At 44.7% G+C, this 26325-nt stretch carries 10 protein-coding genes; all 10 read right to left on the bottom strand.

The features are described 5' to 3' along the window. Positions 1-32: 32 nt before the first annotated feature. Positions 33-797 carry a LytR/AlgR family response regulator transcription factor gene (locus DXN04_RS24505; RefSeq protein ID WP_116856046.1) on the bottom strand — a complete coding sequence of 255 codons (765 nt, stop codon included), beginning with the start codon at positions 795-797 and terminating at the stop codon, positions 33-35. An 18-nt stretch (positions 798-815) separates the two neighbouring features. Then, positions 816-2768 carry a tetratricopeptide repeat-containing sensor histidine kinase gene (locus DXN04_RS24500; RefSeq protein WP_116856045.1) on the bottom strand — a complete coding sequence of 651 codons (1953 nt, stop codon included), beginning with the start codon at positions 2766-2768 and terminating at the stop codon, positions 816-818. 550 nt (positions 2769-3318) lie between these two features. Then, on the bottom strand, positions 3319-4005 hold the full coding sequence (cmk, locus tag DXN04_RS24495) for a (d)CMP kinase (RefSeq protein ID WP_116856044.1): 687 nt from the start codon (positions 4003-4005) through the stop codon (positions 3319-3321). 88 nt (positions 4006-4093) lie between these two features. Continuing rightward, complete coding sequence (locus DXN04_RS24490; protein ID WP_147320055.1) at positions 4094-7930, bottom strand: beta strand repeat-containing protein; 3837 nt, start codon at positions 7928-7930, stop codon at positions 4094-4096. Positions 7931-8067: 137 nt separating this feature from the next. Beyond that, positions 8068-9633: a T9SS type A sorting domain-containing protein gene (locus DXN04_RS24485; RefSeq protein ID WP_116856042.1), complete on the bottom strand. Its 1566-nt coding sequence runs from the start codon at positions 9631-9633 to the stop codon at positions 8068-8070. A 15-nt stretch (positions 9634-9648) separates the two neighbouring features. After that, the gene (locus tag DXN04_RS24480; RefSeq protein ID WP_147320054.1) at positions 9649-12234 is read right to left on the bottom strand and encodes a hypothetical protein; all 2586 of its coding nucleotides are present in this window, start codon (positions 12232-12234) and stop codon (positions 9649-9651) included. An 86-nt stretch (positions 12235-12320) separates the two neighbouring features. After that, positions 12321-14162, bottom strand: coding sequence for a hypothetical protein (locus DXN04_RS24475; protein WP_147320053.1), 1842 nt, complete (start codon positions 14160-14162; stop codon positions 12321-12323). 595 nt (positions 14163-14757) lie between these two features. Beyond that, positions 14758-16782: an autotransporter outer membrane beta-barrel domain-containing protein gene (locus DXN04_RS24470; RefSeq protein WP_116856039.1), complete on the bottom strand. Its 2025-nt coding sequence runs from the start codon at positions 16780-16782 to the stop codon at positions 14758-14760. 28 nt (positions 16783-16810) lie between these two features. Further along, positions 16811-17608: a hypothetical protein gene (locus DXN04_RS24465; protein ID WP_147320052.1), complete on the bottom strand. Its 798-nt coding sequence runs from the start codon at positions 17606-17608 to the stop codon at positions 16811-16813. Between the two features lie 43 nt (positions 17609-17651). Next, entirely contained in the window at positions 17652-26318 is an 8667-nt protein-coding gene (locus tag DXN04_RS24460) for an RHS repeat domain-containing protein (protein WP_116856037.1), read from the bottom strand. Positions 26319-26325: the final 7 nt, after the last annotated feature.

Below are 26325 nucleotides of genomic sequence, written 5' to 3'. Positions count from 1 at the left end.
GGGTAAGTGGCGTAAAACGCATTAAATCTGGTTTAGAATTGCATCGCTTTTTTCAGAAAATCAGCTTTTCGTCTTCTCGATACTTCCACCTGCGTACCGTCACTCATGAGTGCAAAGCCGCCTTCACCCTGTATATACGACTGCATCTGCTGCAAATTGATCAGGTGAGAATTATGCACCCTGAAAAAATCCACATCTGTCAGTAATTCTTCAAACTCTTTCAAAGGTCGTGATACCATCAGGTTCTTTTTGTCTGTAAAAAAGATGCGGGTATAATTTCCTGTAGACTCACACCGGACGATGTTTTGTACCGGCATAAAAACCAATCCGTTAATAGTAGGAAGGGCTATTTTCTTATGCGTCTGGTGCAAGGTTTTCATATTTTGCAGGAACACGTCCAGGGGAGAATTACCGGTTTCTGGCTGCTGCACATTCTTCCTGCTCACACATTTCTGTACGGCATCCTGCAGCTCTTTTACACTGAATGGCTTGAGCAGGTAATCGAGTGCGTTGAACTTGATTGCTTTCAGGGCATACTGCTCATAAGCGGTAGTGAATATGATATCGAAGTTAATTTTGTCAAACAGTTTTAGTAGTTCAAACCCATTCTGGTGAGGCATTTCCACATCCAGGAACACGACATCCGGATGCACTTCGTCTATCAGCTCTTTTGCCGCTTTTACACTATTGACACCGCCTAATACGGTTACCTCCGGGCACTTTTTGGCCAGCATGGTTTGCAGGGCATCTATACAATGCTGTTCATCGTCTACGATAATCGCTTTAATTTCGCTCATGCTATAAAAATCCTGGGTTTAAAATATAAATTCTACAGGCAGCACAATTGTGACCATTGTTCCTGTTGCTCTGCCTTCGTTGTCCTCAAGGTCTGTAATGCTTACAGTGGCTTCTTTGGTATTGTTGATTTTACGGATCAGGTCTATCCTGCCCTCAGTTACTTTCATGCCCATACTACGATGTGTCTGTCCTTTCTTTTCCTTGATCTCCATGGCCTTTTTACGACCTATTCCATTGTCTGTTACCAGGCAGGTCAGGGTCCGGTCTTTCAGGGATACAGCTATTTCAAGTAAGCCTTTCCCGGATTTATGTACCAATCCATGCCAGATGGCATTTTCTACATAGGGCTGAATGATCATGGGAGGTATCATGACCTCTTCTTCATTTATATCGTCAGATACTGTGATTTTGTACTCAAAGATATTATTACAACGTAACTGTTCAAGGTCCAGGTATAAACGCAGCGATTCCAGCTCTTTGTTCAGGGAGATAAAGGTGTACTGGGTATTGTCCAGGATCATACGCATCAACCTGGAGAACTTGGTCAGGTAGTCGGAAGCTTCTTCCTGGTTGTTACTCCAGATGAAGCGGTGGATGGAACTAAGTGAGTTAAAGATAAAGTGAGGGTTCATCTGGGCACGCAGTGAGCGAAGTTCCAGTTGTAAGGTCTGTTTCTTTGTTTCCAGGTTGCGGTGGCGGATATAAAAGAAGCCCCCAACTGCCAGCATGATCAGGAAGCCGGAGAGAGACAACATGTACACGACATTGCGGCGGGTACGTAATTCATTCAGTTGCTTATCATGTTCCAGCATCTTGATCTGGTTGTCCTTTCGGTCCACTTCGTAAATGGCCTGCATTTGGGCGAGTTCCAGGGCTGACTTTTCGTCCAGGATGCTATCCTTGTAAACTAAGGATTTATCAGCACTCTCCAGTGAGCGGCGAAAATCACCGCTGGCTTTGTAATCTGATGCCAGGGCCTTGTAAGCCTCCTGCAGCATATAATTGAAGCGCCAGTGCTGGCTCAGGTCTATACATTCCTGGAAGTATTTGCGGGCATCTTCATGTTTGCCCATGAGGCTAAAGCACTTACCGATGTTCAGGTAGCTTTCAGCGATGTGTATTTTATCGTCCACCCCTACTTCTACCTCCAGGGCTTTGTTCAGGGCATCGAGGGCCTGTGTGTAATCTTTCTTTTCCTTGTAAGCGTCGCCGAGGGCATTGTAGCAAATGGCCTTGCCCATGGCATTGTCCAGCTGCGTGTTTACGGCCAGGGATTTTTTATAGTAGTCGATGGCCCTGTCGAGTTTGCCAAGGTACTGGTAAGCATAGCCCAGGTTACCCAGGTTGATGGCCACACCAAGGTCGTTATTATTTTCCCTTTCCAGCTGGAGTGCTTTCTCGAAATGACTGATGGCATCTTCGTATTTACCGGTGGACAGGTTAATATTACCAATACTGTTAATTGCAACACAAATGTTACGTACATCATTCACCTTTTCAGCGAGTTGTAAGGCTTTGAAGTGATAATCAAATGCTTTCAGGGGTTTTTCCATACGGCGGTAATCCACACCGGTATTGTTGCGGGCAATAGCGCGCAGGTGATCTTCTTTGGTTTCATCTGCGTACTTGATAGCCTTTTCATGGTAGTCCGCTGCCAGGATGTATTCAGAGATATTCCTTTTTGCAATGCCTATTTCATTATAGACGTTAAACAGTGTCCTTGCTATCCTCAGGTGTTGAGCAAGGGTAACGGCTTCCTGGAAAAAAGGGTTTTCAGTTTTGCGTTTGTCGAAATAGCGACCATAGGTCTTTCCTTTTTCTAAGAGCCAATTGACCTTAACGGTATCTCCGCGGAGATTCCGGGCAGAATCGAGTGTTCTGAAAATAAGGGAAGAATCCTGTGCAAATGAAATGTCCACTTTTATCCCCAGGATCAATAAGAGTAATACGAAAGGTAGTAGTTTCGTCATGCAACAGCCAGGGTAATAGGCACAAGTTAAATACAAAAAGCGAAAGGGCGAAAGAATTCGCCCCTTCTTCCTATTAACCGAATACACCTACTGAAAACATGGGACCTGACAGGCAATCCTGCCCGCCCCACATTAAGTTTTTAATAATACCGGCGCACAAAAATGCCCGGGGATATTAATATATTATAGTATTGAGTGTTCTATACGGCTAATAGTAACAGGTCCCTGGATATAGTTATAGAAAGATCGTCCAAAAGACCTTTTATGACTTCTCTTGACCATGTATGGAAAATATCGTTCGACGGCATATTTTTAAATAACCGGGTACAACATTATAACAACAATAAAATGCAGGAAATTCGAAAGGATGTGGAAAAACTATTGTAGGATTATCCGGAATACTCACCGGGATAGAACAAATTTAACAAAGGTTTTTCTAATATTAAAATAAATTCAGGAAGAATATTCTATTTGGCGATGAGGCCTCTGTGGCAGCAGGTATCCGGAGGATAGCCTGCTGTCAGGGCACATGGTACTCATTACTTTTTGCCTAGGACTTCACCATTACGGCATCATCTACCCATTGTAAAACCAGTTTTAACTGGTCTTCAGGAGTTAATTGACTGTTATCCAATATGATAGCATCTTCAGCTTTACGGAGTGGGCTGATTTCGCGGTTGGTATCGATGTAGTCGCGCAGCTCCAGGTTCTCTTTTATTTCATGAATAGTGATGTTCTTGTTCTTTGCATAGAGCTCTTTAAAGCGGCGTTCTACACGGATAGCTGTGTCAGCTGTCATAAAGATCTTGAGCTCTGCATGTGGGAACACGGTTGTACCGATATCACGGCCATCCATAACGATGCCTTTTTGCTTACCCATTTCCTGTTGCTGTGCTACGGCAAACTCTCTTACAGCACCTACGGCTGCTACTTCACTTACTTTTTCAGCCACCAGCATTTCGCGGATCATATGTTCTACATTTTCACCGTTCAGGTTCATTTCGGAGGAACCGGAGAGTGGGTTGTAGACGAATTCCAGTTGGATGTTGGACAATGCCTGGGCTACTTCTTCGGGTTTATTCCAGTCTATACGGTTCTGAATGAAATACAAAGTGATAGCACGATACATGGCGCCGCTGTCAATGTATACATAATCCAGCTCCGCAGCTAACTGTTTGGCTAGCGTACTCTTCCCGCAGGAAGAATATCCATCTAAGGTGATGATAATCTTTTTCAAAACTGTATGAATTAAACGGTGTAAAGGTAAACAAAAAACGCTTCTGCAGGGGGCAGAAGCGTTTTTTTATGAGTGAATCCGGGTAGGATTAGTTGATGACACTTACGACAAAAGTAATGTTACCACCGGTGGTTCCCAGGGTTCTGGTAGAAGGACTTGTAAATACTACCGTAACAGTATTGGTACCTCCATATGCATAAGAAATGGAAACACCTGAATTTAATGCGACTGTTGGATTGACAGATACAGCAGATGTACTGGTAGCCCCAGCTACAGTAAGTGTTACAGTGGTGGAAGATGATCCTGCGATATTGGTATTCCCAGAAATTGTTGCCGTAGTTTTAATAATATTCGTCAGCGCAGTCCCTGCACTCCCCACCTTCACCGTTCCATTCATAGTGGTATTCCCGGTTACAGCCAGTGTTGAACTTAATGTAGCAGCACCACTTACCCTTGCCGTTCCGTTTACATCCAGATTATACTGCGGTGAGCTCGTATTGATACCTAACCTGTCATTATTTTCATCCCATACAAAACTGGTACTGTCTGAAGCTGCTTCTGCTGACGCATCGTAAGTACGCTTACCATATACAATCGCACCTACACCTATTTTGTTGTCCCCATTTGTTAAGATGGCTTTGTACCATCCATTACCGGCGTTAGTAGTCAGCGGGGCTGTTATTCCACCCCATTCTTTAATCGCCATTGTATTTTTATCAAAGTATAACTGTGTTGTATAGGAAGTACCATTAAATGCCATCACGCTCCAGGCATAAGCATTCGTATATTTAGGGCTGTTAGTTGCCGTTCCGCTCACCGGACTTTGCCAGATTTTCATGACAGTAGTAGAACCATCTGCGGTAGCATAAGAGAGGTCGTTGGTAGTAGCTTTAGCGTATGTCGCACCACCATCATTATCTGTATTGGGCTCCCAGATTCCGGTAGTACTATTATACTTCAAAACCTGCCCGCTGGTAGGCGTGGCCGCTGATACTTTCACACCCTGTACCTTACTTGCATTCCAGATTGCAAGTGAGCTATCTGCATACAATGTACCGGCAGTATTCAGTTTGATTGTATTATCCAAAGTCACTTCCTGAGCAGCACCAGAGGTAGTCGCATATCGACCCAACAGTTTCTGTGAATTCACATTCTGGATATCGCTGATGCCCAAAGCTCTGAAAGCAGGTGCTGCAGCAGCTCCTGAAGACGGGCCTGCAAACACGGTATTCGCGGTTTGATTATTAAATGAAGCAGTCAGTGTACCATTTGCTGTTAATGGTGAATTGGTAACTGTGAAGATGGAAGGCATAGACAAACCTACAGAAGTGAGACCTGAGGTAGCAGCACTGGGTGTAGCCCAGGTAAGGCTGGTACCATTAGATGTCAAAACCTGACCTGCTGTACCTACAGCTGTCAAACCAGTACCGCCCTGAGATACAGGTACTGTGCCTGAGATCTGGGAGAATGGTAATGTAGGAATATCTGCTGCTACCAGCGTACGGAAAGCAGGTGTACCATTAGCCCCGTTTGGTGCGGCAAGGATAGTATTGGCTGTCTGGGAAGCCAGTGAAGCCGCAATCGTACCATTCGCTGTAAGCGGTGAATTCGCCACTGTAAATAATGATGGCAATGTCAATCCTACTGAAGTCAGACCATTATCTGCCGCCGGAGACCAGTTGGTACCATCGTATTTTAATACCTGATTGGTAGCCGGTGCTGTAAATGCAACTCTTACTCCCTGTAGCTTGCCTGCATTCCACACTGTCAGTGCACTGTCAGCATACAGGTTACCACCTGCTGTAAATTTCAAGGTATTGTCCAGGCCAATTTCCTGTGCTACGCCAGCTGTAGCAGCATATCTGCCTAGTAACTTAGATGCGCCTACGTTCTGGATTTTAGCATAAGTAACTGCACTGTTTGCGATGGTATTTGAACCACTTGCTCCGGTTACATCACCAGCCAGTGTGACAGAAGGTGTTGCATAAGTAAGACCGGTACCGTTAGAAGTCAATACCTGACCGGATGTACCTACGCTTGTCAGCCCTGTACCACCCTGAGATACAGGCACCGTACCTGTAATCTGGGAGAAGGGTAAGGAAGGAATATCAGCAGCTACAAGTGAGCGGAAAGTTGGTGTACCACCGGCCGTAGGCGCGGCAAATACGGTACCTGCTGTTTGAGAAGCTAATGTTGCAGAGATAGTACCATTTGCGGTAAGCGGTGAACCAGTCACTGTAAACAGAGAAGGTAAAGTCAAACCAACTGAAGTAAGACCATTGTTATCATCAGCAGCCGGTGACCAGTTTGTACCATCATATTTCAACACCTGTCCTGTAGTAGGTGCTGTCGTCGCTACTTTTATACTTTGAAGTTTTTGTGCATTATAAACTGCCAGGGTGGTATCCACATATAAATAACCACTCGTCAGCATTTTCAATGTTTTATCCATTGCCACTTCCTGTCCGGTACCGGTGCCATTGGAATACCGGCCTATCAGGCGCTGTGTACCCATTGTCATATCAGCAGCTACCAGTGAGCGGAAAGTAGGCACAGCATTAGTTGTACCTGTGGAGGGGCCTGCAAACACCAGGTTTGGAGTCTGTGTACTTGTACCGATTGTAAATGTACCATTTGCCGTTAATGTAGCAGGAGATACTGTGAGGAAAGAAGGTACTACTAAGCCAATTGAAGAAATAGAGCCACTGTTATCATCAGCAGCCGGTGCCCAGGTGGTACCATTCCATTTCAGTACCTGTCCGGTAGTTGCGCCGGCCTGTGCGATCTTGGTACCAGTTACTGCTCCTGCAGCAATGGTATTCGAGCCACTCGCGCCGGTTACATCACCTGCCAGGGTAACTGAAGGTGTGGCATATGTTAAACCAGTACCATTAGATGTAAGCACCTGACCTGAAGTACCTACAGTCGTTAATCCTGTTCCCCCCTGTGATACAGGCACTGTACCTGTAATTTTTGAAAAAGGTAATGAAGGGATATCACCAGCTACCAGTGTACGGAAAGCCGGCGTACCATTTGCACCATCAGGTGCGCTAAAGAACGTATTTGCTGTCTGGGAAGCCAGTGAAGCCGCAATCGTACCATTCGCAGTAAGCGGTGAATTCGCCACTGTAAATAAGGATGGTAATGTCAATCCTACAGAAGTCAGCCCATCATCAGCAGCCGGTGCCCAGGTTGTGCCATTCCACTTCAGAGACTGGCCGGTAGTAGCACCTGCCTGCGCGATCTTGGTACCGGTTACTGCACCCGCAGCAATGGCCGGATTAGGGTAAGTGCCTGAGAGATCACCTCCTGCTGCACCAACTGGTGCTAAGCCAGTCAGTTGTTTTTTCAACAGTTTGCCACCATCGATAAGCAGTACGCTATCCTTTGTATTATCAATATTGATTCCTGTCAGGAATACATCCTGATTAGCCGTCAATGTATTTGTAAATGTCTTGGCACCTGCCAGCGTCTGTGCATTTGTATTCACAAAACCACTATTGGTGGCAGTTGCATCCGGTATATTTAATGTATGAGTACCTGCAGCTGAAGTAAAGCCCAATGCACCGGCAGTATTTGTGGTTGCCAGTGATTGCACAGCAATCGTTTGTCCGTTCATGCTGGTGATTGCATATCCCTCAGGCAGCAATGGTCGCCAGTGCCCGTTACTACGGATACACAAACTGTTGTTCAGTGTGAGGTAGATAATCATACCATCGGGAGCTGTACTAATAACACCGCTAGTCGTATCTGAAATTCTGGGTAACAATAAACCCTGAGATTTACTCTCAAGTTCCAGTAGTGCAGATTTTTGCTGGGAACTGGGATTATCACCCAGCTTCAGCTGTTGTGCAAACATCAGCGTGGACCAGAACAGGAATACTGGCAATAGTTGAACGGTTCGGACAAGGAATTTAGTCTTCATAAAAAATTTACCAGGGTTTAAACAAAAACCTATAAATACGACTAAGAAAGCAGGTAGGGTTTTTCATGCCCCACATGCTTTCTCTGCCAATAAGTTATATGCCTTTGTTTAGTTTCAATTCATTTTCTGTTGTCTTATCAATGATCAATCACTATTACTTTGCAGGTATACACTTCTTTCTGTGTGTCTTTTTCTTTCATGACGAGGAAGTATGTACCAGCCGGTAAGTTGTGTACCTCCACATCTCCGGCACCTGTAATCTCCTGTCTACGCATCACCTGACCCCATACATCATACAATTGCATGGTCAGCGTTTTCTTGATACCTCTTACCTTGATCTTGAAATCGCCCCAGTTCGGGTTCGGGTAAACAATTACAGCCACCAGCGGTCCAACTTCTCTTATATCAGAGTAGACGTACTTGCCGGTTTTTGATACTGCTTTGATGCGATAATAGCTCCATCCATCGTAGTCATTTGTATCCTGATAATAGTAACTCAATTTAGTTGTGCTGTTTCCATTAGGTGCTTTGGTAGCTACAGTACCTACCTTCGTAAAGGTTTCTTCATTATCCAGCCTGCGCTCTACTTCAAACACATACATGTTTGTCTCCCTGCTGGTGATCCAGACCAGATCCACCAGTGAGATACTTACACGGTAGGCATTGAAGTCAATAATTGTAGCAGGGGAATAACTGTTGGTATAGTTCGTCTTCTTGGCAAAATAAGCGTTTAGTCCAATGCCCCCGAATCCGCGGGAATGCATGGTAGCTGAAGATGCCATCGGTTGGGTGGATAGTGTTCCTGTGCTCATGTTGTCATTCACACTGTAACGACGCTCCCACTGACTATCCTGGAATAAAGAGATGTAGCTCTCATCCCTGCTTAGATTATATTCATTTCCTTCATCAGCATCCATATGCTGCAGGGTAATAGCTGTTTTCCCGGTACCACCCAGCTCCTGCCCGATGTTCCATGTTTTGTAAACAACAGTATCATAAATAGAAGTACCGGAACTTGCATATTGATATACACTGTCAAATACGCGGGCATGGAAATCTTCTGCCACACCTTCATACTGCACAGCTGCAGGTGAATAATTCGTAGCAGTGCTACCAATTGGGAACATCACCTGTCCTGAGCTGATAGAAAGTTTAGAACGATAGAGGAAGCCTCCGTTGGATCCTGTACCTGTCACAATAAAACGCTTGTCTGAATAACCGGTGATAGTCCCTGTAGATGCTTCGCCGACCATGAGGTTCTGTCCGTTCAGATACACCAATCCATTCGATAAACTCAGGGTATTCCTGATCTTCAGGTCATTGAGGGTATAGAAGATGATACCATCCGGGTTATTGACATCCAGGTTTGGAAAACTCGCTCCAATTTTCGCAGCTACATTGTATCCACCGGAAATAGTTTGTTGTCCGCTGCGACCGGCAAAACGGAAAAAGCCTCCGGTACCCTGAAGGCCGGAGCTGCTTTCATCTTTGAGGGAAGCGTTGAAGCCATTCGTCCATACTTTACCATAGAAATATAGGTTAGCATTTGGGCTCGATCCTAATGACCCCTCATTCGTTATGTTGCCAAATACCCCGACGTTACCGAAATTCCATACCTGCGCACCGGTAGAGATGTAAGTCTCCTGCCCATAGCCGATATGGAACGTAACGCATAAAAGTATCATGGAGAATAAGAACTTCATTATTAACTATTATTGTTAGTAACCTTGGTTAGAACCCTTGTATATTACTACCCAGTAAGTACCTGTACTTTGCAGTGCGGCAGACTGGCGTTCGTCTACATTCATCGTTGTATTTTTACCCAGACTACCAATAAATTCACCAGTTGCCGGTACTACATATACTTTACCATAACCTGAATCAAAGATGGTATTGGAAAATACATAAACCCTGCCCGGACAACTGGAGGCTGCCGGCAGATTAGCTGTTACATTATAAGTTCCACCATTGACGCTGGACATTCTTGCAATCATGTAATGCGTCTCATTAAGGTTTACAGTAACGGCAGCCGTCGGGTTATCGTAACTGGTAATATTTGCAGCAAAGGATCCTGTCAAATGAAACGTGCTGCTGGGCGCAGCTGTATTCACCCCCACACGACCACTTGCATCTACACGCATTGCTTCTGTATTGTTTGTTTTTACTACCAGCGCCTTACTATCCGTAGTACCCAGGAAGTCAGAACCTGGTGAAGTACCGCTGTTACCATTGGTAGACCACTTGGCACCATTGCCGTTACTTCCACCTGATGAAACAGTGGTAGGCACCCAGGCAGTACCATCATATACCAGGTATTGACCGGAAGTAGGAGCAGTGGCAGATACCCGTGTACCCTGCAGCTTGCTGGCGTTCCAGATAGCCAGGGTACTGTCGGCATATAGCACGCCGCCAGTTGTCAGTTTCAATGATGTGTTCAAACTTATTTCCTGTGCAGCTCCTGAAGTGGTTGCATATCTACCCAGTAATCTGCTGGCGCTTACAGTAGGCAGACTACTTGCAGCAGGTGCCCAGTTTGTACCATTGTATGTTAATACCTGTCCGGAAGTAGGTGCTGTACTTGCTACAGCTACGCTTTGCAACTGGTTGGCATTCCATACAGCACTTGTATTATTTGCTTTAATAGATCCGCTGGTGATGCCAAGTGTGGTAGCATCAAAACCAAGGGTAGCAATATCACCACTGCCGCTGTTGCGACCTAATATATTATCAGGAGTACCTGTGCTACCAGTCAGCCGCATCGTTCCTCTTACATCCAAGGTCTGTGCGGGTGTGACACCTGCCATATTGATACCTACTTTCTTTGACTGCATGCGCATCATCTCAGTATAAGATGAATCCACGTAGTAGTAACTCTTAAACAGGATAGGCTCATCCCCATCATCACCGATAATGAATTCAAAACCACCATTATTATTAGTACCACTCGCACCCAGTTCAAAGAAATCTGTTCCTGCAGCAGGACCTTTCAGGCGGAAATTACCGTCACTGGTTGTCCAGAACTTTGGTTTATAAAACTGTACTGTGCTGGGTACATCAAATTGCAAGGCCGACCTCACGAATGTTACACTTTCGTCAGCATTGGTATACTCCGGATAATTCTGCACCAACCCTAACGTAGCACGACGACCAAATTCCAGGAAAGACGTATTGTTGGATTTAATCACCATCTTCACATCATTGGTAGTACCCAGGAATTGTGTGCTGGCATTTACATTGGAGTTACCGGTAATCAACCAGTTATTGGCTGCAGCATTCGATGTCACCACCACATCCCCATTTGCATTTACTGCCAGTGTGTTGGTCAGTGGTGTTTGCAGGGTTGCCGCACCGAGACCCGTTAGTCTTAATCCGGACAAACCACTGGCAGCAGTCGTGCCGCCTACTTCCAGGGTATTGGCTGGTGTAGTGCTGAGGCCAACACCCAGTTTACTGCCTATAAGGCCATTGCCCGTGATAGAAAAACTGGCTGTCTGTGTACCGGTAGATATATTCTGTATATAATTATTAGAACCTGAAGGGATATCAGCAGCTACCAAAGAACGGAATGAAGGTGTACCTGCAGATCCGTTTGGTGCGGCAAATACGGTATTGGCTGCCTGTGAGGTAAAGGAAGCGGATAAGGTACCGGTTGATGTAACAGGGCTTCCACTTACTGAGAATACTGAAGAAGGTAAGGACAATGCAACTGATGTAACAGAACCATTACTACCCGTAGCTTTGGGTATCCAGCTATTGGAAGCTGCATCCCATGTCAGTACGTTCTGATCGGCAGGGGCGGTGGTTGCAATGTTGCGTCCCTGTAACTGGGCCGCATTCCATAAATTAGAAGTATTCAAAGCTGAAATGACACCTGCCCCGGAAAGATTTATTCCGGTTCCGGCACTGAACGCCGCTCTGGCTCTCGCGTCAGTATAGTAAAGATTGACAGATTCTGAAATATCGCTGGTGGTTAAGGAAACAACTGGACCGGTTTGTCCATTTACAGATGAAATAGCATTGGTTTCGTCTACGAGTTTTTTCCATGTTCCATTCTTACGGATATATAATAACTTATCAGGAACATAGTATATAAGCATACCATCAGGAGCAGTACTGAGCGGGGCGACGGTATAGTCAGCAATTCTTGGAAGTAAAAGTCCTTGTTTATCGCTGTTCAGGTCCAGCAGCGCCGACTTTTCAATTGTAGTCGGGTTTTTACCTAACTTCAATTGCTGCGCTTCTGCATATGCTGCAATCAGCACAAGCATGCATAATAGCACAAGCCGGTTTGAGAATATTTTCATAGGTATTAATTGGTTTCACGAATACAGGCCCACAAAAGAGATTAAACAGGAGCAGCATTACTGCTCCTGTTATAAAATCTTATCCCTTATTTCTTGATGATATACCAGTTAGTACCATCCGTTTGAACTGTAATGAAAGTCCAGTCATTGTAAATTACATAGCTGGAACCACCTTCGATGCTGTTAGCACCTGGCATGATAGTAACAGCTTTGTCGATATCGCCACCTGTTTTCTTGATGGTATAGATACGACCCTGGATACCGGCAGCAGGAGCTGGCAGTGTGATCGTGAAAGCACCTGCAGTAGCATCTGCCAGGATGGTATTATCAGCACCAGTTACAGTATAAGCACCGGTAACGGTTTTGATTGCCATCGCTACGGAACCATTTACCTGCAGGGTAGAGTTAGCTACGCTGGAAGAACCGATCGCTACGCTGTCAGCATAAGATTTGCTACCAGCGAAAGATTGTCTTTCAGTAGAAACAACACCTCGTTGAACTGCAGTATGAGAAGCGTCAACTGCGCTGGCATTTGGCAGGTTGAAAGTGACTGTCTTGGCAGTACCATCCGCTACGATATTAAAGTCAGTACCTGCATTTGCAGCAAGCAGTTCCACATCGCTACCGGCAGTAGAAGTAGCACCGGTTTTGATCAGGGTGATTGCATTTGCGATAGCATCAAAGGAGAAGGATTTTACTTCCACATTGTTGCTGGTCTTATTCTGTACGAGTACGTTCAGCGCATTGGTCTCAGTGTTTGCAGCGGTGGAGTTCAGTTTAACTGTACCATCCAGTGTAGCGTTACCGGTTACACCTAAAGTACCACCCACATTAGCGTTACCTGCGGTCAGGTTTAAGTTACCAGCGGTAACGTTTACATTACCGGTTGTAACGTTTACATCTTTTCTGAGTGTAGCCACGTCGGTTACATCCAGTGTACTACCCAGGGTAGTAGCACCAGTTACACCCAATGTGCTGTTCAGCGTAGTCGCACCATTTACAGTTACAGTACCAGTGAAGGTTTTAGCACCTGCAAAAGACTGTGCACCAGTAGTTACAATACCATTTCTGTCAGTAGATGCTTCGATCAGTGACAGTTCGTATTGTTTGGTAGTAGTATTATAATTGATCATGGCACCTTTGGTAGCGTCGAACGTAGTAGCTGCTGCAGTGATCAGGTTAGCTACAGTCAGACTGTTACCAGCCGCCAGGTTCTGGAGGGTAGTCCAGTCAGCGAGGGTCATGAAACCATAAGATTTGGTAGAAGCACCATCCATGATAGGCGCGTTGATAGTCACCTGGCCATCAGCAGCCTGGGTGGTATTCAGCGTCAGCACGGAAGCATCCACGTTTGTCAGCAGATTTTTGAAAGCATAAGCTGGCAAAGATTTTTTCACGATAGTACCATCAGCCTGGATGATCAGTACATCCAGTGCCGCATCAGTGGTAGTAGCGGTTACATTTTTCAGTTGTACCTGGCCATCAGTCTGAACGCTGATTGCTTCAGTAGCATTTGCACGGATGGAGAGTTTCTGCGCATCAGAGGTACCAATGTAGTTGGTAGCAGGATTAGAACCGGCATTACCTGTCAGACCCCAGTTAGCTGCAGCATCAGCGGCGCTGGCAATTTTAACCCATGCACCGGCTTTACGCATGTACACACCGTCTTTAGTGTCATCAGTGCTGTTCAGATATACGATCATACCGTCTACAGCATCAGAGCCGATCGCTGCATCGATGGCAGTAAAATCAGCTAACCTTGGCAGCAACAGACCCTGCTTGGCGCTATTCAGCTCCAGGATAGCAGACTTAGTAATCTGTGAAGGATTATCACCAATTTTCATCTGTGCGTTTGCCGCAGTAGCTGCCAGGGTGATACCACCAGCCAATAAAAGTTTGCGTGAAACGTTGTGTAAAACTGTTTTCATATTAGTATAGGGATAGATAGATTTTTAAATTTTATTTATTTATCCGTTTTCCTTTATTAATTAGTTATTACCTGGCATAAAAAACTCTCTGTTGCACAGATTGGAACTTGCAAGGCTTAAAAGGTTTTCAAGTAAAAAATTGGTTAAAAAGAGGCAAAATGTACTGTCCACTGTTGTTGTGATGTTCACGAACCCGAATATGCAAAGGTTCTACGATTCCTATGGCGCAAATATCTAATATTACTAATATTAGTTAAATGACATGAACGTATCATTTTAATTTTAAATACATATCACATAAGCAATTGATTCTCATTATAAAAAAAGAACATACAATTAGAACCTGCAAAAAACGGCAGATGGATGAGCCTGAATGGGGGGAAATGGGGCAAGAGACGTAGGCAAAACTAACACCTATGTGTTATACTCATTCCATTTTTAGTTCATTTTAGCTAATTATAATGCTATTTTAAGACAAAATAATATCAATATCCGATTATACGTACCACTTTTGTAGAAATACTACTACAGGAAAATTCATAAAAAAAGCTGGTCCTTTTTCAAGACCAGCTTTTTGAGTATTGAAGAAGATGACTTAGTTTTTATATCTGTAGAGGATCCAATAGTTGGTTCCATCACTTTGCAGCTGCACGCTGGCAAGATAATCGGTGATAGTGATAGAAGTTTGACCATCGATCAGACCAGCACCGTCAATTACGATTTTAATTGGGGTGGTGGTGTTGACTGTCTTCTTGATCGTAACAATACGGTTCGGACAAAATGTAGGTTCATACATTTTGATGGTAGTAGTCGTGTTGTCAACAATCAGGTAAGTTACCGCATCACGGGACATATAGTCACTGGCGATGTTTCTGGACCTCTCAACACGGGTAGCCAATGCACCATCAATATTTACACTATAGGTACCATCCCCGGAACCACCAATTATAGTCCTTCCAGATGTATTTAACATCAGCTGACCGGTCTGATACCAGGAATATCCTTCTTCCAGATATTCTGCATCTATGTGGAAACCGTCGTTCTCAGGATGCATACGAACACGGCTGGTATAGTTCTCTGGATTTTCAACCATGAGACCTTTACCAGTTACATATAGATGACCAGGGGTACTGGTGTTATAATCATAGACCTTTATGTTCGCTCTAAGACCCCTTGAATTGTACTCAGTGCTGTTGTCTACATACATGTGCATGCCTACTCCCGTGCTATCATTCAAATTATTATTACCAGTAAGGACAATTGCATTATTCGTAACATTGCCTGTGTCAGTTACATTTTGCAGGTTAGCGACTGTATGAGTTGAACTTGAACCACCGCCTTTGGCAGTGAAGATCAGGTTGCCATTAGCATCGGTTGTAAGCACTGAGTCTCCATTGATATTCTTGTAAGCAGGCAGTTTCACTTTGCCTGAAATAAAAGCGCTACCATTTACCTGCAGCTTATCACCCGTATCAACATTTAAAGTATCCCATTTGAAAGTAGCTGATCCGGCAGAATTTGGACCGATCACTACATTCTGTTTGTAACCACCAATCAATACTACGTTGGATTTATAAGATTTAAGATAGTTACCAATCATCGTCACATTACTGGAAGTATCCAGCGCCTGTGTATAGCTTCCCACGAAAATATTATTGCTTCCTGTACGGGTAGTTGTTCCTGATGTATTACCAATTGCAATATTATAAGTACCTGTAGTCACGGCTCCCAGTGCCAGGGACCCCATACCAATATTTAAAGTACCGGTAGAAACTGCTCCCAGTGTACTACTACCAACCCCAATGTTGGAAGTAGTTGATGAAGCACCAACAAGGGTATTATTACCAATCGCTACACCGGTCCCCCCCGCATTCAGCGCTTTATAACCTATTGCAATGGTACCACTTCCGGTAGTTACATTCGTTCCTGCCAGTACGCCGATCCCAATATTTAAGCTACCGGTTGTTACTTGTTTAAGTGCGTCGCCTCCAACAGCTATATTCCCATTACCACTGGTCAGTGCCTGCAGCGCACCAGAACCAAATGCAGCATTCGTATTACCTGTAGGCCTGTTCATTGAATTATAACCAAATGCTACGTTCCCGGCAGCTGATGCACCTAAGCTCAAACCGGTCTTACCCCCCATAAAAAGGTTATCTACCTGCCCGGCTTTCACCAATGTATCACCATTGCCCAACATAATCAATGGAGAAAGTTTCGTTACATCCTGTGTTAGTGTCAGCGTCTTCTGCGTACCACTCCCATTAATTCTATAATTAGCAACCTGCGCACTATCTAATTGGTTTTTAATATAAGCAGTACTGTTGCCACCGCCACCAATACCACCAACTATCGCTCCCAGATCAAGGGTATCCTGATCGCCAATAGAAATCAATCCACCTCCAAGGTTTAAAAACTGAAGACGACGGAACTCCGTACGCCCCCTTCCTCTGTTGTACAGAAATCCGGGAACCATTTGTGTATGGTTTTCTAAAATAAATTCCGCTGTATCACAGTCGTTGTAGATCCGTACACTATCGGCACGGATCTGGTAAATATTCTGCCCATAGGACGTGAGGGCAAGGCCAAACAATGCGAGGGCCAGTACAAGGATTCTCATGGTATAAGGTTGAGTTTTATTCGGTTTATTATTTATTTACGGGTATGTATTTCAATTTTGATGGTTTGAGTACCTGCTTTTCCATAGTCTGAAAACCATAAAAAACAAATGCTGAATCCTTCGGGGAATAATATGAATTACCCAGTTTATCGTCATCTATCTGAATGTAAGAGATCCGTTGATTCTTGATATCCAGGATCAATGGATAGAAATCATTTGCATTCGCACTTTTCGTTTGCCCCGTCAGCATGTATTTTCTATCAGCACTTACTTTGAGCCTTTCTCCATCGGCATTCTTCAGGATTAATACCGGAGCTGCTGTTGGTTTATCAAGATCCAGGTCATATATTTTAGCCCGCAAATCCTCCGGATCCGCCGGCACCGCCTGGTACTGATAATAATAAAGATGGCTGCCCACAATGTCCATTGGATATCCCTGGATCTTCAGGTTAGTTACCGTCTCTCCTTTTTTATACTGGATATTTTTCCCATTGGCCTTATCCCTGTAACAGGCCCGGCCATCTGTACCCACTATCAACCAGCTCAATCCAGCCCGTACAAATACCTCTTTCTTCCCATTGTTATAGTTATACACCAAAGTATCAGTATTGCTGCCATTCGAATGATAGCAGGTAAAACTATCCGTTACCTGAATCACCTCATTCTTATCAGGACGGGTAGCTATTTTTTTCCAGCTACCATTATATGTATAGAGCGCTTTCTCTTTAGGCACTTCATATACAGCTTCCTGTTGTATAAAACCTCTTATAAACCCCATTTTGGGGCCCTGCTGATAGCTGGCTATCAAGGTAAATAAGCATGACAAAAAACAAAGTTTTCCCATAATGATATTATTTCAGTTACTATTCTTAATCTCCTAAACGGGAAGGAGGTCGTCTCATTCTTCCCTGGTAAGGGATAAATATACGTCCAGGGCCGTCTTTATACAATTTATGTGTATCTATCCATTGCTTTATAAAAGAACCATCTGGTGGAGCTATGGATATTACGTTCCGTTGCTTAACCTGACGGTGCTGTCCAGCTTTTGCTGTTCCACCACCGCCCACAGCGGCAGCTGGTGTAGCAGCGGCGGATGATTTTTCAGCCGCTTTAGCAGAAGGTTTCGGTGCCACTATTTTTGCATTCATATTCTTATGGAATAAATAGCCAGAAGAAACCCCGTTAGCCTGTTCATCCTCAGTAAGGGTTACTGTACCACCAGCGAAGCTACCAGTATATCTGTAAAAAAGTACATCTGACTGATCATCTGCATTCCAGGCATAATTGATAGTTCTCTTATCATAGCGGTTACCCTTTCCTGTATCCATCTCCCATGGTATTGTACCTTCAGGGAAGTCTGATGGTTTCTTTCCAGCAAATTGCCTTCCATCAACAGCATTATCCGAAGGCACAATTACAATCACATGACCATGACCACCAACAACTTTTTGTGCCCCAATTACCAGATCTCCTTTATTAGCAGCCGTCTGAATATCAGTCAGATCAATCGGTTCAAATTCAGTTGATTTAGCCAACATATCATAAATTTCATTCGCAACATGGCCATCAAAGGTGTTTTTCCCGGTTAATGCTGTGTATACCTGCTGCACACCAATATTACATTTTGCTGCACCTTTATTATGCTTCTCATCATCCTTCAATACATATTCCACCGCCATCTTCGCCGCCTTCTTCAACTTCTGTGGATCACCCGTATCATCCCCGTTCGGATCCGTGTTCACCACCGGATTCCCATCAAACGCCACATACGGACTCTGCCCCGGATACTTCCTGAACTCAGGATCTAAACTAAACCACTTACCCAACCTCACATCATACTCCCTGAAAGTGGTCGTATAACTATTTCCATCTCCCGCCACCTCATCATCTCTCTCCATCCCATTAAACCCATACTTATAATCTCCCCTCAAAGCAAATGACCGCTCAGGTTGCATCATACCATAAGAATAATAATCCTGCGCTGACAACACCTCCGGCACAAAGTAATCCACCGTTTGCGTATCCGCACTCACACCCGTCTTCTTATCACTAATCGTTGCCATCACATTCCCTAAATGGTTCGTCAACTCGTAAAACCGCTCTCCCCGCATCAAACTATCCTGCTCCGGAATTGTCGTATCTCCTGTCATCTCCACACCAGGTCTCCACATCCCAATTCGACCCGCTCCATATAAATCCTGCTCATCCCAGATCAACGCACTATCTGCATACTTATAGATCCCCATCACATTCCCCTTCATATCCCTCACATAAAATTCCTTCTTCCCATTCGCATCCTTCCACAACCTGTTACCCATCGGATCATACCCAAACTGAATCGTACTTGTATCCTTCGTGATGCGGGTGATCTTTCCATTCACATCCCACTCTATCTTTTGGATCTTACCCGCCATATCTTTGATCAGATTACCACTCCTGTCATAAGAATAATTATTTGCCTCCTGGTCATCTATATCCTCCTTATAATTATCCTTATCCACATCATCTCTTACCTGCAACAGCTGATTTGTACCATCCTTATATTTATAAGTCAGGTTATCCATCGCCATTTTCTGACCCGTTCCATTTCTCAGGTAAGTGAGGATATTACCATTGGCATCATAGGTCAGCGCTTCTTTATAATCATCACGCGCACTCCAGCTATTGTTTACATTATGCTGCTGAATCTGCATCACCCTGTTCAACTGATCATAGGCAAATCCATATCCCTTCACTGCCCCGCTATCCAGCTTGCTCAATGCTATTGAACTATGCGTAATATTACCACTATACAATGGAATACCCACGCCTAAGGTAGATGGAGACCCATGCCTGTTATCAAATGTCCCGGATGAAGTAATAGGTTTATAGTCATTATCAAAATAACCCAGACTATACCCTATCGCATCCCGGCCAAAATATTCAAATGCTGTTCCCTTCTTACTATCTCCTGCCATATCCTGCTCAGGCCCCAGCTCCACACTATTCAAGCCTTTAGCCCATCCCTGCAGTGTGTAGCTATAATCAAGCCCCTGCACCTGGTACTGACCCAGTTCCATACGGGCCAGCAAACCGTGCAGGTAATACTTGTACGCTACATCCCGCTGCCATACCAGGCCATCCACACTACTCGCAGCCTCTATCACTTTATTGTCCGCATCGTACTGATAACGGTAGAAGAACTGATCCAGTTTCCCCTGCTGATACGCTACCTTGTTCATATTACCACTCAGCAGGTCAAAATCGTAATCCAATCGCTTCATACCCTGGCCCGGTGCTACCGCTTCCAGCTCCTTCATATCCTGCCACAATGTTTGCACATTACCCACAATGTCATAGCTGAAATGTATAGCTGATTCGTAAGTACCATCACCATCCACATCCTGCATGACTGTTGCTAAACGCTTACGCAGATTAGACTGTATAATGTTCAAACCAGGTAATGCAAAATCAAATTGTTTCCTGGTGATCTGTTTATTCGTTCCTGCATCCAGCCAGGTTGCGATTTCTGCATCATGCAATGTATTGACATTTGCGAATGAAGCACCTGTCTTCTCCCCTCCTTCTATCAGCTGGCTCAGGGAATCGTATTTATAATAACTATACCTGTCCCGCTCTCCACCATTCAGCGGATTACGTTGCTCCGCCCGCTGCGTAGCAACCAGCCTGCCCAGTTTATCAAACCAATATTTAGACGTATCCCCATCAGGTGAATATTCCTGTGTGATACTTCCTAATGAATTGAACGCATAAGTTGTTGGCAATGTATGGTCAGGATATACAGGATCATGATGACGCATCCAGCTCAATCCTGATGGATTCACAGTCGACATTTCATAATTCTGGATCCTGTCTGTCACCCTGCTGGTATCATAACCTTCATTCATCGGTGTCCATATCAGCAACCCGCCTTCATTAGCCGGCATCATACAGGTATTATCCCTGTTCAGCACTACCTCAGGATAACGCAGGATCCTGTTGTAGAAACGGAACTGCTTCATATAACCCTTGTAATAATTCCAGCTGTTGTCTATCAGGGCAGCACCCAACCTGAACTCTTCCGTACCACTTGCCACCGGTGCACTACCCAGGGTATCAATCCTGCTGCTGAAAGTAAATGCCACTGCCTTACCATTCACATACACCTGGAATGGCTGTATACTACTACCTGTAGCATTCACCACCACATGTGCCCACTTGTTTAATTGCAGGAAACTACTGATGCCCGCCGTACTATATCCTGTCAATGTCTGGTACAATGTATCCGGATAATAAGCCGGTTTACGGCCTATACGCAGGTACAACCGGTTGTTCTTAACATAACAACTGATACCACGGGTACCATTGAAAGCAGGAATAGTCCTTGTACTATCTATATATCTTTCCGGTGCAGATATCGCTACTTCCTCGGAGAACAATGGCTGATTGCCTGAATAATCTGTTGCCGAAATCCAGTTCTCCACACTAAAGCCAGATGCCAGCCTGTTGCTCAATAATTTATTCATAGGTATATACCCACCATTATTGAAGCGCAGAGTATCTGACACATCATAACATTCCGGCTTATTATAAGGTCTGTCATGCTCCACCTGCGCTATCTGCGCTGCTGTAAGCAGTTTCACACCTGCAGGCGGAATCGTCTTTACCAACTCCCCACTCTGATCGTAATAATATAATGTGTAGTGATATTCATACAGGTCTCCTGTCATGCTCAGCCTAGGCTGCACACTCATACACCTTGACAGGTAGATCTCCTGGTAATTTTCTCTTACCGAATCAATGTATTCCTGGTAAGCGATACCTGCATTGATCAGTGCCAGCCCTAACTGCGAACGTAAACATGCCAGTGAATCAATTTCTACTTCTATTACAGGAGAATGGTTACACAGCCTGTAATTCTCTGCATCTACCAATGGAAAGGCTGCTCCAAAATTGTAATTCAGTCCACATGATATTGCGCCCGTCTGTGAAATATAAGTACCATCTGTGGTCACATCAATAATAGTACTGGTCGGGAAGCGCAACGAATCCACAAAGAAACTCTTCAGTGAATTATAGCTTTCCCTATAACTGACTACCGGCACTCCAATGGGTGAACACCACTGCTGGCGCTTCATTTCAAAGTAATATGCTACCAGTCTTGCATTCACACCATCAGGGTATGCATTTCTAAAGGTAGTCACATAGCCATCCATATTACAGCAATTCAATGCTGATTGCGGACAGGCAAATACACTATCACCAGGTGTCAACCTATTATTGCAAACTACGGGCAGACTATCTTTCGGTGCTTCAATCCGGATACCGCAACGACTGGCCGCATCCATATAAGCCGTATAGCTCAGATTGCGCCCCAGCTCAATATTCAACCAGGTAGTCAGGTTCTGCCTGAATCTGCGCGTTATTGTAGTATCTCCATTCGGATTCGCATAATAATCAGGTTTGAATAACTGGAAGTGTTTATAAGCTGCAGTGAAATCAGCACAAGGAATGTCTGATGAATTCGTCTCCGGTACATTCGTTGCACAATGACTGATGAAGTCCCAATACTCAGCATAAGTCAGGTTGAAATGCAATGTCTGGTTCAGGTAGTTCGTCAGCAGGGTTTCACCCGCATTCGGATGCGCTACCCTGAAGGTGTCTATCAGCTTCCTAATGCTATCACAGCTTATACAATATTTACAACGTAATGCATCAGGCAATACAGTGGGCAATTGTGACGCCGGCACACATTCAGTACCACCACATTTCTTCAGCACTATATCCAGGTCTGCCTGGGTCATTCTGAAGCCAGTACCATATTTCTTTTTCATGAATGCCAGCAATCCTCCTGCTCCGCCCTTCTGTGCATATTCTGCTTGCAATGCAGCGAGGTTCTCACAGGTACATGCATCAAAGCCGGTCGCTGTCACATTATTATCATCCTGCACTTCGTAAGGTAGTGGACTGCTGATGAGCAATGCCGTACAACTGTCATTCACTGCCTGCGGGCCTAATACCCTTACTATCACTTCTTCAAAACTCTTATCCTGGTTTGTTGTACCAGGTGCTATTGTACTTGCACCATAAGGATGTGTCATATCACAACCTTTCTTACACACCTCAATCAGGCCTTGTCTGAGTGCATTGTATTTAGTGGAATCTGTACCATCTACAAGGTTCTCACAATGTTCCAGGGACGACATCCAGCTATCTGCCTGCGCCTCACAATTCTGCTGACAAGCCTGTGCAATCTGTGCATTCAGCTGTCCGTCCAGGCTATCTCTCAGCTCCTGCATGCTCTTGCTGGTCAGCTGAGAGGAGATATTATCGCCTGTTACATCATCCATATACTGGCGGGTCTTGCCTGCATACAGTGCTTTACGGGGATCGTTGTTTGCATAATAATCTTTACATATTGTCATCACACTGCCCAGTTGCTGATAAGTACTACAATCAGGATCTGTCAGCGGATCACATTCCGTCATTGCATAACCGATATAACAGTTCTTACAATTCTTTATCACAGGATCATTACTGCTCTGACGAGCCAATGCTACCAGTTTGGTTTTCTCCTGTGCATAAAAGTTTTTATAGAGGAGCCACTCCAGGTTTTCATCCAGTCCTCCATTACAATCCAGGGGACCTGTACATTGTGAAAATGAGGTGATCGTAGTATCACCGGCACAATACACCAGGTACCTGATCACCTGCATGATGTCTACATCACCGGCCTGCATATTGGTCTGGATCTTTTTACTGAAATGCTGCAATGTACTCTTCATGGTAGCATACTGACCAGCTCCCACTCCACCTGTGGCAAAGAATGGATCCTTATTTAATAAGGCATACGCATCATTACGGTTCCACCAGCCAGAGTCCGCGGCTATCGCAGGGTCTTCTGTCAACAACAGCTGGTTGTCAAATTGCTTGCTGCTGTTAATCATACCACACCACTTATAGAAGCAATATTCAGGATGGTATTTCACCAGTGAGGATGCCCATGAAGGCTCGAAGCGCTGGATAAACTCACTCAGGGTTAAGCTTTGTGGTGTCACCATTTCACCTGCGTCATTCTGTACCATCGCTGCATGACCATCTCCATCAATATAATCTGTCACTGCATTATAAAACCTGAGCACATTGATGGTATCCTCTTTCAGCGCCATATTTTCATCGTACAGTGCATACTGCCCGCCAGGTGATACATCGGAGAGTAATAACTGGTAAGTTTCATCACAAGGATTTCCCAACAAATAGTCCGTACACTTATTCGCGCACTTGTAGTACAAGGTATCGTACAGGTTAGCGGCAAATTCCTTATCACTATTATCAGGATACATATCTTCTGCTTTCAGCAAAGCCAGGTACTTTTCCGTAAATGATTCCCTGGTACCCAATGCAGCCTTACAGGTACTACAGTCATTGTAACAACCCGTCAGGTCAGCCTGCGCAATGAAATTACGCTTGAACTGGTCAAGTGTAAGCACACAGGTATTCTGCTTCAGGTAGGCACTGTCATAGTACTCTGCTGCTGCCTTGCTGGCTCTTAACTGGTAGGTCACCTGGTATTCGCCAATTGGTAATTGCAGGTCAAAACTACCACTCACTTTTGGTGCGGTCGTCGCACAACTGGTATCTATACCACCCAGCGCCGCCGGCAGGGTCACGGTATGAATAGCTACTCCACACTCATCCACCAGTTGTATCAACAGATCGTAATAACAATCCGCACAAATATCCCTGGGATTGTCTTCACAGGAGGCAGTTGTGACAGTTTGTGGGTCAAATGAATAGTCGAAATGATAATCACCAGCCATTGGTATCACCAGTGTATTACTACTGGTAATAGTGAATGCTCCTGCATCTCTGCTGGTATTCTCCGGCTTTGCCAGCTCTTTACTCACCCTTGTAATATTATCTGTAGCACCTGGCAGCCCGTACATATTATCAGGTTTAGGACCTGCCAATGCTGACGCGATGGTATTTCCTTTCATATCCACATAGGATACTGCAATCTGACCATTCTGATCCAGGATCATGTTCTTGGCGTAGTGGCTGGCATTACCAGCTTCTGAACCAAACAACCTGTCCAGTTCTACCTGGTCAGGAGAAGAATAATAATACCGGGTATTATGCCCTTTTCCCAGTTGCAACACATCTCCCAATCCACCGGATTGCCTGATACGACCGGTATTGTCTGGTGTGTAAGACTTGGCTGAAAAAGGATAGCCATTCGCATCCGGGATATACTTATTATAAAAGTCACTGCTAAACGGATTGTTGCTGCTATAGTAACGGCCTGCCCCTGATGTATCGGAAACAGGCTGCGGTAGCACATTACAGGTATCGCCATCTACCCCCATATCCTTATAAGAATAGGGTATTCCCTGCTTATTCAGGTTCATCCTCGGGAAAAAGTGAAGTGCACTATCCATCTCCGGACTTGGCAACATCACAACTCCCTCTCTACCCATTACGTCGTAAATGGTTTCCTGCACAACGGCCCTGTTTTTAGAATTATCCAGTGTCACCATCTGCCTGTTCTTCATGATCCCATCAAAGTAACTGATCACATCCCTGTGCTTACCTTCCTCTGCAAATTCGTTGGTGAACTGGTAGTTCAGGTCGGCAGCATGATCGGCTGCGAGGTGAATAACGCTCTGGCCTTCTGATCCATCTACAGCATAAGCTTTATAAGTCCAGTCACCTTCTTCCAGCTCTCCGGTCAGACTACTGATGCGTGCACCACGCACCCGGTAGATCAAATAACCGGAAGGATAAGGATTATTCAATAAGTACGACTTTGCCTCCGTTGTAATCCTGGTGTTATTGTTTTTGAAACAGGCTTCTATTTCCGCCTGTGAAAGCGCTTTCTGCGCTATCGTCTTTCCGACTGTACTGGAATCATCATAGAATGTCCACTCCAGGTCATAGAACTCTGCACCCGGATAGTCATAATTTACCATCCAGTTGATGCGGATCTTGTGTCCGCTATTTTCAAAAGCATAACGGGTGATGTCACTATTAGCCGTGGTAAAGAAGAACTTCCTTTCCAGGAAGAGTTCATTCTTCACCCTGAATACAGCAGGTAAACTATCCTGCCCGCCCAGTTCAGGGCTAGCTATTTTATTGATCTTCACCCGCACATTATAACCACCCTCAAAGTAATACATGGCCACACCTTTGTAAATACTACCCGCTGCTGTATCGTAGGCTACAGACAATTCCAGCCCATTCAGGTCATGCCCGGAATGATCTTTATCCTCATAATGCACATCGAAGTTCAGGGTAGCATGAAATGGCCGGCCATAATAATAAATGCCGGTATCCTGCCTTAGCTCAAAGGTGATCATATTCTTTACAGAAAGATCTGTTTCCCTTTTTGCCCAGGTCGCAGCATCTGCATACACAGGATCTATTGTACGACACGAATCATTGGCCTTTAGCTTGCCGGTGATCGTTTGCACATATTTCTCCTGTGCATGCACACCGGTTTGCCAGCAGCTTAGCATCGCTACACACAACAGCACCCGTATTAACGTTTTAACAAACATAAGTATA

The organism is Chitinophaga silvisoli (assembly GCF_003412465.1).
Taxonomy (GTDB): domain Bacteria; phylum Bacteroidota; class Bacteroidia; order Chitinophagales; family Chitinophagaceae; genus Chitinophaga; species Chitinophaga silvisoli.
This window is presented reverse-complemented; position numbering and strand designations above follow the sequence as displayed.